The sequence below is a fragment of the Streptomyces sp. NBC_00667 genome (genome assembly GCF_036226825.1).
GTDB lineage: Bacteria > Actinomycetota > Actinomycetes > Streptomycetales > Streptomycetaceae > Streptomyces.
The window spans coordinates 3814975-3828461 of sequence record NZ_CP109022.1; the positions used below are offsets into that span (position 1 = coordinate 3814975).

The following is a 13487-nucleotide window of genomic DNA, read 5'->3' on the forward strand; positions in this document are numbered from 1 at the left end:
GTGGGGTGGGCCGCCCGGGCGCGGACGGCCAAACCTCCAGTCTGCCGCATCGCCGCGTGGTCGGGGCGGTTCGCGGGCCGCCGAGTGAGGAGGACTACGCGCCCAGGTGGGGGAGGGGGGCGGTGGGGTACGGGGGTTCGGCGGGCAGCAGGGCACGGGCGGCGTCCGCGCGGCCGGAGCGGAGCAGGGCGTGGACCTCCCGCGCGAGCGGGGTGACGTCGCGGATGGAGACCGTCCAGGTGTCGGCGTAGGCGCGGGAGGCCGGGCCCGACAGGCCCAGCTGGAGCGAGCGGTACGGCAACGGATTCAGGTGCAGGTCGCGTTCGGGGTCCCACTGCACGCGGGCCGCCGAGCGGGACAGCGCCTCGCGCCAGGCGGCGCGGTCGGTATGGGTGCCGGGTTCGAAGTGGGACAGGCAGGCCCCGGCCAGGGCCCGGTCGAAGCCCTCGCGGGTGATCTCGACGGCCAGCACCGTCTCCTGGTCGGTCTTGGTGGCCCAGCCGCAGCGGTACATCATCCACAGGAACGAGGGCTTGATCCAGGTCATCCGCTCGCGCTTCCAGGCCGCCGGGAACCGCCCGTCACGGGCCGCCGGGAGCCCCAGGGCGGGCGCGTACGCCTGGTAGACGGTGACGGTGGAGGCGGTGTGGGCGGCGCGGATCGCGCGGGCGGGCTGTGCGGACATGCCCCCAGGGTGCGGGCGCAGCCGCCGCCGGGCCAGCGGTTTTCGCCGGCGGCGCGGTCAGGCACGATCCGGGAGAGACGGCCTGGACCTGGTCCTGTGCGCGTTCCGCCCTACACCTGGTCCTCCGCGAGTTCCGCCACGCCCGTGATGCGGTGGAGGGCGAAGGTGCGGACCTCGTCCGCCGTGTGGTCGTAGCCGGTGACGAAGCCGCCCTCGACCCGGACCGGGGCGATGACCCGCTGGCTCGCCGCGCCCTCCGCGTTCACGTACCCGATCCACACCGCCGAGCCGGTCAGCGCGGCCGCCTGCACCGTCGCGAGGGTCTCCGCCGCGCTCGTGCGCGGGAGGTCGCCGGGGCGGCTGCCGCCCGGGGCAGGGCCGGCCGGGTCCTTGCGCACCGCCGTCGCCGCCAGGTCGCCCGCGCGGATCGCCCGTACGGCCGCCCCGAGCAGGGTCGCGTCGGGCACCGGCGGGCCGTCCGGCACCGGCGCGGGCGCCGACCGCGCCGGAGTGCGGTGCGCGTCCGCCCGGGCCACCACCACGTCGCCCGAACGGGACTCCGCGGCCGGCGCGTAGCCCATCGCGCGCAGCCCGTCGAGCAGGGCCCCCGGTTCGGCCTGCGCGGCCAGCACCGTCGGCGCGAGCCGCCGCAGCCCCAGCCCGGCGGAGCGCTTGTCGGCCAGGATCTCGTTCAGCATGCCGTCGTCGTCGCAGCGCAGGTACGAGGAGGCGGCGCCGACCCGCAGGTGCCCGTGACGCCGGGCCACGTCGTCGATGAGGTACGACAGCGGCTGCGGGACCGGGGTACGGCTGTGCTCGGCGAGGAAGGCGTGCAGGTCGACGGCGGTGTGCCCGGCGTCCAGGGCCCGGCGCACCGAGCCCGGCGTGAAGCGGTACACCGTCGCGCCGCCCTTGGACTCCACCTCCGCGAGCACCGCCAGGGTGTCGCCGAGCGGCCGCCGCAGCGGGCCCGGGGCCACGGCCGTCAGGTCGGCCTGCAGCAGGACGTGGTCCACCGGTTCCGGCAGCTGCGGGGCGAGCACCGGCGCCGGGTCGCGGCCCTCCAGCAGGGCGCGGCCGAACGCGCTGAGCGCGCCCCGGCCGGTGACGCCGAGGACCTCCGCCTCGGTCAGCGTCCAGTGCGCGAGGCGGGCCCGCAGGTCGCTGGTGCCGCGCGGCGGGCGCTCCCACGCGAGCCGGGCCAGCAGCGCGTCCGGCTCGGGCGAGCCGCCCTCCGGCAGCTCGGCGAGGAGCACGAGGACGCGGTGGCGGACCTCGGCGGCGGCCGAGCGGTCCAGGTCGGGGCCGAGCGCCGACAACGTGCGCCCCTTGCTGTCCTGTTCGCCGACCAGCCCGGCCGTGCGGGTCGCCGGCAGCCACGCCCGTACCAGCGCCGACCAGCGCTCGGCGGGCGGGAGTTCGAGCCACCCGTCGAAGGCGGGGGTGGGCGCGTACCGCTCGTCCGCCTCGGCGTCACCGGCCACCAGTCCGGAGGCGTAGGCGAGTTCGGCCCAGAACGCCGCCGACTGCTCGGTGGTGTCCAGGGCGGCCGCGGTCCGCTTGAGGTCCCGTACGGACAGGCCGCCGGCCCGCAGCACCGGGGGACCGGCGTGCTCCCAGGACTTGACGAGCTCCTCCACGGTCGACAGCGCCGCCAGCGCCTGCCCCGCCGCGTTCGCGTCCACAAGCTGTGGACGGTGCTCGCGGTGCAGCCGTACGGGGGGCGCGACCGGCTCCGTCACCCGGTGGGCGAGCCCGCCGCGCAGGTACAGCGCCACCTCGCGGGGCAGTACGACGGTGCGCGCCGAGGCGGGCAGCAGCAGACCCCGGTCGCGCAGCCAGCGCACCGGCGGAGTCGGATCGGGGGTCACCTCCCCGTACGGCGGCCCCCACACGAGCCGGCCCAGCACCTGGTGGGCCTCCGCCGGGGCCTGGTCCAGCAGCGCCGACATCCGCTCGGGGTCGGTGAACAGGGCGGTCAGCGCGGACACGGCGGAGACGGGGTCGTGGGTGGCGGGCAGCCCGGCGGTCGCCACGATCTCCTGGATCCGGTTCGGGGACATCCCGGAGGTGGCCTCGGCGACGGTGGGGCCCAGGCCGGTGGGGGAGGGGCGGGCCGGGGACGGGGCGAGCAGCTCGCGGGCGGTGCGGACCAGGCGGAGCCGGTCGTCGTCCCCCCACACCAGTGCCTGGTCGCGCAGGGTGCCGAGGGCCCGGGGGAGGGCGGCGCGGGCACCGTTGTCCTCGCCGGAGCTGCCGGTGTCGCCGGCCAGCAGCGACTCCAGCACCGGGTACGGGCAGGGGTCCGGGGCGACCGCCAGGGCCTCGGCCGTCTGGAGGGCGAACCGGTCGAGGCGGTCCAGCGCGCGGACCACGGAGGCGCGGGTCCCGGCGCGGGTGGCGAGCTGGGTGACGTCGCCGGGCACCGGGGTCAGCAGGTCCGGGCGGGCGTGCAGCAGCGCGGCGAGGGCCACGTCGTCGCGGGCGCGGAGCGCCTCGGCGAGGGAGCGCGGGGCGGTGGCCGCGGCGGCGGTGGCCTCCGCGGTGCGGGCCTGGGCGGTGCTTGGCTCCGCGGTGCTTGGGTCGGGCACGGTCGCCTCCTGGTCGCGTCGGCCGGTCCGTCGGCCGGTCCCCATCCGGTCAACGGTATCCGCTGCGGTCTCCGTTGCGCCGCCAGCGGCCCCACGGCGTACGCGCTACCTTCGGGTCAGGCGGGACGGGAGGAGGCGGGGCGTGGGGATCGAGAGTGACCAGCTGGTCTACGAATACCTGAGCAGGGTCGGGGACTTGGCGCAGCGCAGGCAGCTGTCGTCGGGGGACCGGATGCGGCTGGTGGCGGGGCTGCGGGACGAGATCGACCGGCGGCGCGCCAAGTACGAGCCGGAGACGCCGGCGGCGGTCCGGCGGATCCTGGAGCGGATCGGTACGCCGGAGGAGGTGCTGGCCGGGGTGCCGGGGGCGGCGGCCTCGCCGGAGGTGCTGTCGGCGCCTTCGGTGCCGTCCGTGTCTTCGGTGCCGGAGCAGCGGGGCGGTGGGCGCGGGGGCGTGCGGCGCAAGCAGACGCCGGAGCCGCGGCCGGCGGAGAACGTGCCGCCGCACCTGGCCGGTCTGGACGAGCTGGGCGACGGCGACGACGGCGAGCCGGACTGGTGGCGGCTCGGGCCGAGCGGCTACGGGGCGGGGCCGCAGGTGGAGGGGTTCGCCGGGGGGATCGAGATCCCGGACCGGTTCGGGGAGGACGAGGACGCCGAGGGTGCCGAGGGCGCCGAGAAGGGGGCGGCCCCTGTCGCCGGGGCGGCGCCGGGTACGCCGTCCCGGGTGCGGGTGGTCGTACGGGCCCTGCGGGAGCGGCGGAAGGGGGTCCCGGCCGCGGCTGCGCCGGCGGCGGCGGTGGTTCCGGTGGTGGCTGCCCGGCCGAAGCCGAACATGTTCCTGCTGCTGGCGGCGGTGGTGCTGGTCGCGGGGGCGGTGTCGGGGTACTGGCTGGTCCTGGCGGTCGGCTTCCTGCTGCCGTACGGGTCCCGGGTGCTGGGGCCGACGGAGCGCAAGGCGGTGGTGTTCGGGGTGCCGGGGGTGGTGTTCGCGGGGGCCGTGGTGTGGCTGTGGGGGCGGCACGCCGGGCGCTGGGGGGAGGCGCTGGGGGACCAGGAGCTGGGGGCGGTCTTCCAGGACATGTGGCCGGTGCTGGCGCGGGTGTCCGGCCTGGTGGCGGCGGCGTACGTGGCGTGGCGCTCGCGCCGGGCCTGAGGTGCGCGTGCGGGGCCGCTGCGCTGCGGGCGGGTTCGTCTGCGGTGCAGCGGCGCGAAGCGGCCCCGGCTGCGCCGGGCTTTCCGGGGCTCCGCCCCGCACCCCGCGCCTCAAACGCCGGCGGGGCTGGGTTTGCCGGGGCGTCGGCGGGGCTGGATTTGGCGGGGCGCCGGCGGGGCTGGGTTGCCGAGGTGGTGCCCGGTCGGAGCGGCTCGGGTGGCCGGATTTAGGGGGGACTGGGCTGAAAAGGGCGCACCGCACGAGGGTGGATTTCGGACTTACCGGCCGGTAAGCGGTGGTGGGGTTTCCGGTTGCTTCGACACGGCGTCATGGATTGCTTGAGGGGGCCTATAGCAGGAGGGGGGTTCTGGGCTGACAAGTCCGCACATTTCATCCCCCGGCCACCCGGGGCCGCGCACCTGTTCCCTCCGGTCCGACCGGTCTCGGCACAATGGCACCCATGAGTTCCGAGACGCCCCCCACCGCACCCCCCGTCCCGCAGTTGACGGTCGGATTCGACCTCGACATGACTCTCATCGACTCCCGCCCCGGCATCAGAGCCAACTACCAGGCGCTTTCCGCGGAGACCGGGACCTTCATCGACGCCGACGAGGCCGTCACCCGGCTCGGACCGCCGCTGGAGGAGGAGATCGCCCGGTGGTTCCCCGAAGAGCAGATCCCGGCGATGGTCGACCGGTACCGGGAGATCTACGCCACGCACGCCATCCACTCCACCCCCGCGATGCCCGGTGCCCGTGAGGCGATCAAGGCCGTGCAGGGGATGGGCGGGCGGGCGATCGTCGTGACCGCCAAGAACGAGCCCAACGCCCGCATGCACCTGGAGCACCTCGGCATCGAGCCCGACGCCGTCATCGGCTGGCTGTGGGCCGAGGCCAAGGCGGAGGCCCTGCGCGAGTACGGGGCGCAGGTTTACGTCGGCGACCACGTCGGCGACGTGCGCGGGGCGCGCGCCGCCGGGGCGGTGTCGGTTTCCGTGCCGACCGGCCCGTGCCCCGAGCCCGAGCTGCGCGCGGCCGGTGCCGACGTCGTACTCAAGGACCTGACCGCGCTGCCCGAGTGGCTCGCGGAGTACGTCCGTACCCGCGAGGTCTGACCTGCGGACCTCAGCCCGCGGCGGCCCCGGACTCCCGGGCCGCCCTGCGCTGCGCGGCGGCGGAGCGGACCACGCCCGCCGCCGAGACGGCGAACCCCACGCCCATCAGCATGCACACGGCCCACGCGTACGACGGGAACGGGTCGGTGCCGAGGAACAACGGCGCCATCGTCACGAGCGTGGCGACGGCACCGACGATGAACACGACGCCGCCGGCCCGGATCAGTCCGTCGCCCGGCCGGGGCGCGTCGTCGTGATCGGGATGAGGAGTAACAGTCACCCCACCAGGGTAGTTCCCTGGCCGAAGCAGCGGTGCGGGAAGGACCGGGTAACGACTTGTCACCCGTTTCCTGAGCATTAGCCTGGAGGTGGCGGGTCAGGGGACCCGCTGCACTGCTGTCCGGAGCCGTCACACGGCCCTTCGGACCCGACACGCACAAGAACAGAGGACGGACGTGCCTACCGGCAAGGTCAAGTGGTTCAACAGTGAGAAGGGCTTCGGCTTTCTCTCCCGCGACGACGGCGGGGACGTCTTCGTCCACTCGTCGGTGCTCCCCGCCGGGGTGGACGCCCTCAAGCCCGGCCAGCGCGTGGAGTTCGGCGTGGTCGCCGGACAGCGCGGTGACCAGGCGCTTTCGGTGACGGTGCTGGATCCGGCACCGTCCGTCGCGGCCGCCCAGCGCCGCAAGCCGGACGAGCTCGCCTCCATCGTGCAGGACCTGACGACCCTGCTGGAGAACATCACGCCGATGCTGGAGCGCGGCCGCTACCCCGACAAGACGCACGGCACGAAGATCGCCGGGCTGCTGCGGGCGGTCGCCGACCAGCTCGACGTCTGAGACGGCGAACGCCGGTGCCCCGCCCCCCTGCAGGGGGGCGGGGCACCGGCGTTCGCGGCTACGGGAAGCGCAGTGCGTCGAGCGCGATGGCGGGAACCAGACCCTCCGCGGCCGCCCGGGTCAGCAGCCCGCGGACGGCCGCGTAGCCGTCGTCACCGAGGTCCGCGGTGAACTCGTTGACGTACAGCCCGATGTGCTGGTCGGCGACGGCCGGGTCCAGCTCCTGCGCGTGCGCGCGCACGTAGGGACGGGACGCCTCGGGGTCGTCCCAGGCCATCCGCACCGACGCACGGGCCGACTCGGCCAGCGCGCGCAGCGCGTCCGTGCCCAGCGAGCGCTTGGCGATGATCGCGCCGAGCGGGATGGGCAGGCCGGTGGTGGTCTCCCAGTGCTCGCCCATGTCGGCCAGACAGTGCAACCCGTAGTCCTGATAGGTGAACCGGGCCTCGTGGATGACCAGCCCGGCGTCCACCCGGCCGTCGCGCACCGCCGGCATGATCTCGTGGAACGGCAGCACCACCACCTTGCCGACCGGCGCGGGCAGCACGTCGGCCGCCCACAGCCGGAACAACAGGTACGCGGTTGAACGCTCGCTCGGCACGGCGACCGTCTTGCCCACGAGGTCGGTGCCGGGCTCACGGGTGAGCACGAGGGGGCCGCAGCCGCGCCCCAGCGCCCCGCCGCAGGGCAGCAGCGCGTACTCCTCCAGCACCCAGGGCAGCACCGCGTAGGACACCTTGAGCACGTCGAGCTCGCCGCGCTCGGCCATGCCGTTGGTGACGTCGATGTCCGCGAAGGTGACGTCGAGGACGGGCGCGCCGGGGACCCGGCCGTGCGCCCAGGCGTCGAAGACGAAGGTGTCGTTGGGACACGGCGAATAGGCGATGCGGACCGCCGTCGCGCCGGTGGCGTCGACGCCGGTGTCAGGGGTGCCGCTCATGGTGTTCTCCCCAGTGGACGAGTACGGGTCCCAGCGCGTGGAAGCCCTCGGCGAGCGCGGTCAGGGCGTCCCCGATCCGCCAGGCGTCCCGGTCGCGGGGCCCGACGGGATTGGACACCGCCCGGACCTCCAGGACGGGGAGCCCGTGCGCGGCGGCCGCCTCCGCCACGCCGAAGCCCTCCATGGCCTCGGCGCCGGCGAGGGGGTGCCGGGCGGCGAGCCCGGCGGCCCGCGCGGCGGTACCGGTGACGGTGGAGACGGTGAGGACGGGCGCGAGCAGCGCGCCGGTGGCCTCGGCGGCCCGGGCGGCGAGCTCGGCGGGCGGCAGGTGCACGCTGTGGCCGAAGCCGAGCGCGTCCACCGGCAGGAACCCGTCGGGTGTCTCGGCCCCGAGGTCGGCGGCGACGATCGCGTCGGCGACGACGAGGGAGCCGGGCGGGGCGGCGGGCAGGAACCCGCCGCCGATGCCGGCGGAGACGACGAGCGAGTAGTCGGCCAGCGCCAGCGCGGTGGCCGTGGCGGCCGCGACGGCGGCCGGCCCGACGCCGCCGACGAGCACGTCGGCGGCGAGACCGGGCAGGTCCCGGCGGTGGATCGGATACCGGCCGGGCAGCGTGCGCGGCTCCGGGGTGACCGGATCCGGATGAGGGGTCAGACCGGCGGTCACGGAGTCTGCCTCCGCGGCCACGGCGGTCACGATGAGCACGCGCACGGTGCGGCTACTTGAGCTTGACCTTGAAGGACCAGACGGCGAGCGGCTTGCCGTCCGGGCCGACCTGGACGAAGCCCAGCATCTTCGAGGCGGGGGCCTCGCCCTGGCCGCCGGTGGCGAAGACGTCGGCGCCCGCGAAGCTGCGGTAGGTGTTCGCGGAGGGCTCGGTGATCGGCTGTCCGTCGAGGACCGCCTGCCACTTCTTGTCGTCCTCGACGACGGCGGGCTCGACGCCCAGGCGCAGCGTGTCGCCGCGGCCGTACTCGATGGTCTTGGCGTCCTTGACGTTGGCGAGGCAGGCCTGGACCTTCTCGATGGAGAGTTCCTCGCCCTTGGCGGGGCGGCAGGCGGCCTGCGCGGACACCGTCGAGCTGCCGACGGTCACGGTCGCGAGGGGGGTCGGCTTGGCGTTGTCGCAGGCCGAGATGAGGAGGAGGCCGGCGGACACGGCTCCGAGGGCCGCGACGCTGCGGCGGGCCCTACCCGGGATAAGCGGTGCGGTCATGAGCCGAAGGCTATCTGGCCGGTCGGCCGCGCCGCCGCACGGGGGTGTTCAGGCGTGGCTGCGTCTGGGGCGGGTGCGGCGCCGCTGCGCCGTGCGGCCCCGGTGGCGCCGGGCCTGCCGGGGGCTGCGCCGCGGACCCCGCGCCCCGCAACGCCCGCGGGACCCGGCGAGACGGCCTAGGTGTATTGACCCGCAGCGTTGTTCACTCGGCTGATGGGCGGCTTGCCGTCCAGTGCGGTGTGGCAGCGGTGGTGGTTGTAGGTGTGGAGGAAGTCTGCCAGGGCCGCTGTCCGCTCGTTGTTCGATTGGTAGGGCCGTAGGTAGGCCCATTCGTCGAGGAGGGTGCGGTTGAAGCGTTCGACTTTGCCGTTGGTCTGCGGCCGGTAGGGCCTGGTCTTCTTGTGGGTGATGCCGGCCGCGGCCAGGGTCTGGGTGAACTGCTTGGACTTGTAGCAGGAGCCGTTGTCGGTCAGGACGCGTTCAACGGTGATCCCGTGGGCGGTGAAGAACGCCTGGGCTCGCTGCCAGAAGGCGACGGCCGTCTGCTTGCGTTCGTCGGTGAGGACCTCGCTGTAGGCCAGGCGGGAGTGGTCGTCGACGGCGGAGTGGATGTAGCTGTAGCCGATGACCGGCGTGGAGCTTTTGCGCTGGTCGGTGGTGGCTTGGCGGTTGCGGTCGCCTGCCGCCCGGCCCACCACGCGCCATCCGCCGCCTTCGGGGATGTTCCCGAGCTTCTTGATGTCGACGTGGACCAGTTCGCCCGGTCGGGCCCGTTCGTAGCGGCGGATCGGCTGGCCGGTGGGCCGGTCCAGCCAGGCCAGCCGGTTCAGGCCGTGGCGGGCCAGGATCCGGTGGACGGTGGAGGCGGGCAGGCCCAGGACCGGGCCGATGCGGGCCGGCCCGAGCTTGCGGCTTCGGCGCAGGTCACAGACGCGGGCCTCGATCGTCGCGGGGGTGCGGTGCGGGGTCGTACGCGGCCTGCTGGAACGGTCGTGCAGGCCGCCCTCGCCTTCGGCCCGCCAGCGGCGGACCCATTTGTGGGCGGTGGGCCGGGATATGCCCATCTCGGCGGCCACGTGGGCGACCGGCCGCCCGGCCAGAACCCGCTCGACCAGGATCCGCCTGCCGTGAACCGTCAGCCGGGCATTACGGTGGGACACGAAGACCTCCGTGTGTGGTGTGGAGCCTAGACACCTCCACCACACCGGAGGTCTTCGCCATGATCAAGACCCGGCTCTGTTAACAACGCTCGTGATCAATACACCTAGGCCACCCTGGGCCGGGAGGAGCCCGGCTGGTGGGAGGTGATGAGGCGGCCGCGGAGGGCGAGGGTGGTGCCGGTGGCCACGACGGCGGCCGCCACCGACATGCCCAGTACGCCGTTCAGCGGCAGCACGATGCCTATCCCGCCGCCCAGGACCCACGCCATCTGGAGCAGCGTCTCCGAGCGGGCGAAGGCCGACGTGCGCACCGCCTCCGGGACGTCGCGCTGGATCATCGCGTCCAGGGAGAGCTTCGCGAGGGCCTGGCAGAAACCGGCCGTGGCGCCCAGCACCGCCACCATCAGCCCGCTGAAGAACACCGCCGCCAGCACCGCGACCCCGAGGGTGGCCGTCAGCACCGCCGCGATGATGGTCTCCGGGGCCCGCGCCCGCAGCCAGGCGCCCACCGCCGTACCGCCCGCGTTGCCGACGCCCGCCGCCACGCCGACGATGCCCAGCGACACCGCCGCGCTCTGCCCCGCCAGGGGGTGTTCGCGCAGCAGGAACGCCAGGAAGAAGATCAGGAACCCGGACAGCACCCGCATCGAGGCGTTCGCGAGCAGTCCGCACAGCACCGGCCGGCTGATCGTCCGCAGCCCCGGCCTGCGCGAGTGGGCCTCGTGCGTGGACAGCCGCGCCCGCCGCTCCCCCTTCGCCTCGTCCACCTTGTGCGGCAGCGTGAACGCCGCGAAGGTCCCCCAGATGAAGATCGCGCAGGCCCCGTACAGCGGCCACGGCGGGCCGATCGTCTGGAGCCCGGCCCCGACCGGCGCCGCCGCGCCCGTGGCCAGCAGCCCGGCCAGCGTGACCCGGGAGTTCGCCTTGACGAGTGAGAACTTCGGCGGGAGCAGTCTGGGTACCACGGCGCTGCGCACGACCCCGTACGCCTTCGACGCGACCAGGACGCCCAGCGCCGCCGGATACAGCTCCAGCCCGCCCGTGGCCACCGCGCCCGACATCATCACCGCCAGCAGCGCCCGCGCGAGCATCGCGCTCGCCATCGCGGCCCGCCGCCCGTGCGGCAGCCGGTCCAGCAGCGGACCGATCACCGGGGCCAGCAGGGTGAAGGGGGCCATGGTGATGGCGAGGTACAGGGCCACACGGCCGCGTGCCTCGTCCGTGGGGACGGAGAAGAACACCGTCGACGCCAGGGCCACCGTGATCATCACATCGCCGGCGCCGTTGATGGCGTGCAGCTCGATGAGCTTGCCGAGCCCCGATTCACCCGCCCCGTGCGCGTGCGTGGCCCGCCGGATCCCGCGGGCCGTCCCGGTGATCGGGAGGTGCAGGGCACGACCGACGGCCCGGCCGGCCCGCCTGGCCGGTCCCGGGCCGTCGGCGGACGACCGTACGGGTGTCACCTGGCCATAGTGCCCCACCGGGCCCTCACGGACCCCTCCCGGACCCCTCCCGGCGCGTTTCGGGCACCTGGCCGGTGCCGGGTTGTCCGCGAATCGGACCTTGCATGTGGGCCGAAGCCGTCGGAGGAGGTAGCGTGCGTAGCGCGCCACCGGCGGTTGCTCTTGGCCGCGCGCCTCTTCGCGATCCCGCAGAATGGATTGCAGGTAGGTGCGCCCGAGGCCGATCGGGTGCGGACGTCGACGCGGCCCTCTGGTCCGCTCCGCCCGCGCTACGTACGGACAAGACCGACGGGTCGTTGTGGACGACAGTACGGACGGCGCACTCGTGAGACGGCGTAGGAGAGAACGAGACCTGTGAGTGCTGCGACGACGCGAAGCCGTACCCCCGACCGCCTGTGTGCCGAGGCGGTAGACCTCGCCCGTGCGGCGGCCGAGGAGGCCGCCGCCCCCGGAGTGGTGGGCGGGCACCTCTCCGTCGTCTCCGAGGGCGACCGGGTCGTCACCCACTTCTTCGAGTGCAAGGACCCCGCCTACCGGGGCTGGCGGTGGGCCGTCACCGTCACGCGCGCCTCCCGCGCCAAGCTCGTCACCCTCGACGAAACGGTGCTCCTCCCGGGCGACGACGCGCTGCTCGCCCCCGAATGGGTGCCGTGGAGCGAGCGGCTGCGGCCCGGTGACCTCGGCCCCGGCGACCTGCTGCCCACCGAGGCCGATGACCTGCGGCTGGAGCCGGGCTGGACGGGCGAGGACGCGCCGCCGCCGAACTCGGTGGTCTCCGAGGAGATGGCCGAGCTGGTCGAGGCGGAGGACGCGGACGTCACCGACCGGGTCGTGGTGCCGGTACGGGGCTCCATCACCTCGGTCGCCGAGGAGCTCGGCATGCGCCGGGCGCGGGTGCTGTCGCGGTACGGGCTGCACAGTGCGGCGGACCGCTGGGACGAGGCGTTCGGGGCGAAGACCCCGATGGCGCAGGCGGCGCCGGCGTCGTGCGTGTCGTGCGGGTTCCTCGTCAAGGTCGGCGGCTCGCTGGGGCAGGCCTTCGGGGTGTGCGCGAACGAGTTCAGTCCGGCGGACGGGCGGCTGGTGTCGCTGTCCTACGGGTGCGGCGGGCATTCGGAGGCCGCGGTCATGCCGAAGCCCTTGCGGCCGGCGCCGCCGGTGCTCGACTCGATGGGCTCGGACGAGTTCGTCCTGCGGCCGGCCGAGGACACCGGGTCGGTGCCGGTGGCGGACCTTCCCCCGGCGGACCTGGGCCACTCCTGACGGGTCCGGCCGCGGACGGGCCCCTGCGGCGCCGCAGCGCCGGATCCGGCGGGCGGCGCCGGATCAGCGCTTGCGGCGGCGGACGAGACGACGGCCGGCCAGGACCAGGGCCGTGGCCACGACGAGGGTCAGGGCGCCCTTGGTGAAGGTGCCCGGTCGCGGCTCCTGCTGCGCGGGAGCGGACGGGGTGCCCGGGACGGGGGCGGCCGAGGTGGGCGGGGCGGTCTGCGCCGGGCGCACCGGGACCGCGACGACCCGGCTGTTCACCCCCTCCGAGCCGAACATCAGCGCCGAGCCGTCCGCCGAGTACGTCACCGACTCCGCCTGCCCCTGCCAGGGCGCGGACACCGGCTCGCCGGCGCCCTGCGGCCGCCCGTCCTTCCACGGGTACGTCCTCGCGAAGAAGTACCCGCGCAGCGTCAGCCGGCCGCCGTCCGGCGAGAACGCCCCGTCCGTCACCCACGGCACGTCCGCGATCCGCCGGAACACGTTGGTGCCGTCGGCCGACAGCCGCTCGGGTCCCTCGTAGAGCCCGCCGGTCCGCTCGTTCTTGCTCGCGATGTAGACCCTGCCCGTCACCGGATGCACCATCAGCGCCTCCGCGTTGCGCGGGCCGTCCGCGTACCGCACCGTGAACTGCTCCGCCTTGACCGTCGCGTCCCCCAACTCCCTTGGTTCCGGGAAGCGGTAGATCCAGACGTGGTCCCAGGTGCCGTCCCTGTTGTCCCCGATGTCGGCGACGTACAGCTGCCCGTCCGGGCCCAGCGAGATCGCCTCGACGTCGCGCGGCCGCCCGATGCCCGTCAGCGTCACCCGCGCCACCGTCCGGCCGGTCGCGGAGTCGACGGCGTACACGTACGGGCCGTCGTCGCTGTCGTTGTGGGTCCAGTAGACGCCCGGGTGGACGCGGCTGGCCGCGAGTCCGCTGGACTCCTTGATGCGCGGGTCCTGGATGGTGAAGTCCGAGGCACCGGGGGCGGCGGCTGCCGCCGCCGGGGAACCGGTGAGGACGACGGCGGCGGCGAAGGCGGTCAAGATCGGCAGCAGGCGCATTCCCCA

General features: G+C 74.7%; 13 protein-coding genes. 4 read left to right on the forward strand and 9 right to left on the reverse strand.

Translation table 11 applies throughout. From position 1 onward, the window contains the following. Positions 1-94: 94 nt before the first annotated feature. Positions 95-685 carry a DUF4291 domain-containing protein gene (locus OHA81_RS17810; protein ID WP_329197143.1) on the reverse strand — a complete coding sequence of 197 codons (591 nt, stop codon included), beginning with the start codon at positions 683-685 and terminating at the stop codon, positions 95-97. Positions 686-795: 110 nt separating this feature from the next. Further along, positions 796-3321: a helicase C-terminal domain-containing protein gene (locus OHA81_RS17815; protein WP_329197144.1), complete on the reverse strand. Its 2526-nt coding sequence runs from the start codon at positions 3319-3321 to the stop codon at positions 796-798. A gap of 97 nt (positions 3322-3418) precedes the next feature. Here OHA81_RS17815 and OHA81_RS17820 point away from each other — a divergent pair, with 97 nt between their 5' ends. Continuing rightward, positions 3419-4432, forward strand: coding sequence for a hypothetical protein (locus tag OHA81_RS17820; RefSeq protein ID WP_329197146.1), 1014 nt, complete (start codon positions 3419-3421; stop codon positions 4430-4432). A 460-nt stretch (positions 4433-4892) separates the two neighbouring features. Beyond that, positions 4893-5546 (forward strand): HAD family hydrolase, encoded by a 654-nt coding sequence (locus OHA81_RS17825; protein WP_329197148.1) that lies wholly within the window; start codon positions 4893-4895, stop codon positions 5544-5546. Between the two features lie 10 nt (positions 5547-5556). On the opposite strand, the gene OHA81_RS17830 is transcribed toward OHA81_RS17825, so the two are convergent. Continuing rightward, positions 5557-5826, reverse strand: a complete 270-nt coding sequence (locus OHA81_RS17830; protein ID WP_329197150.1) for a hypothetical protein — start codon at positions 5824-5826, stop codon at positions 5557-5559. A 175-nt stretch (positions 5827-6001) separates the two neighbouring features. Between OHA81_RS17830 and OHA81_RS17835 the strand changes: the two genes are divergently transcribed. Beyond that, complete coding sequence (locus OHA81_RS17835) at positions 6002-6385, forward strand: cold-shock protein (RefSeq protein WP_030961842.1); 384 nt, start codon at positions 6002-6004, stop codon at positions 6383-6385. A gap of 58 nt (positions 6386-6443) precedes the next feature. Here the strand turns inward: OHA81_RS17835 and OHA81_RS17840 are convergent, their stop codons facing one another. The 5 genes from OHA81_RS17840 to OHA81_RS17860 form a co-directional block, all read right to left on the reverse strand. Next, positions 6444-7325 carry a 1,4-dihydroxy-6-naphthoate synthase gene (locus OHA81_RS17840; protein ID WP_329197153.1) on the reverse strand — a complete coding sequence of 294 codons (882 nt, stop codon included), beginning with the start codon at positions 7323-7325 and terminating at the stop codon, positions 6444-6446. Continuing rightward, on the reverse strand, positions 7309-8037 hold the full coding sequence (locus OHA81_RS17845; RefSeq protein ID WP_329197155.1) for a futalosine hydrolase: 729 nt from the start codon (positions 8035-8037) through the stop codon (positions 7309-7311). The genes OHA81_RS17840 and OHA81_RS17845 overlap by 17 nt, the downstream gene beginning before the upstream one ends. 7 nt (positions 8038-8044) lie before the next feature. Next, complete coding sequence (locus OHA81_RS17850) at positions 8045-8542, reverse strand: DUF2771 domain-containing protein (protein WP_329197157.1); 498 nt, start codon at positions 8540-8542, stop codon at positions 8045-8047. 176 nt (positions 8543-8718) lie between these two features. Then, a complete protein-coding gene (locus OHA81_RS17855; protein ID WP_329192635.1) occupies positions 8719-9702 on the reverse strand; it encodes an IS481 family transposase in 984 nt (327 codons plus the stop codon). Positions 9703-9806: 104 nt separating this feature from the next. Next, positions 9807-11165 carry an MFS transporter gene (locus OHA81_RS17860; protein WP_329197159.1) on the reverse strand — a complete coding sequence of 453 codons (1359 nt, stop codon included), beginning with the start codon at positions 11163-11165 and terminating at the stop codon, positions 9807-9809. A gap of 354 nt (positions 11166-11519) precedes the next feature. Between OHA81_RS17860 and OHA81_RS17865 the strand changes: the two genes are divergently transcribed. Beyond that, the gene (locus OHA81_RS17865; RefSeq protein WP_329197161.1) at positions 11520-12428 is read left to right on the forward strand and encodes a DUF3027 domain-containing protein; all 909 of its coding nucleotides are present in this window, start codon (positions 11520-11522) and stop codon (positions 12426-12428) included. Positions 12429-12491: 63 nt separating this feature from the next. Here the strand turns inward: OHA81_RS17865 and OHA81_RS17870 are convergent, their stop codons facing one another. Next, on the reverse strand, positions 12492-13481 hold the full coding sequence (locus OHA81_RS17870; protein WP_329197163.1) for a WD40 repeat domain-containing protein: 990 nt from the start codon (positions 13479-13481) through the stop codon (positions 12492-12494). Between the last annotated feature and the right edge of the window lie 6 nt (positions 13482-13487).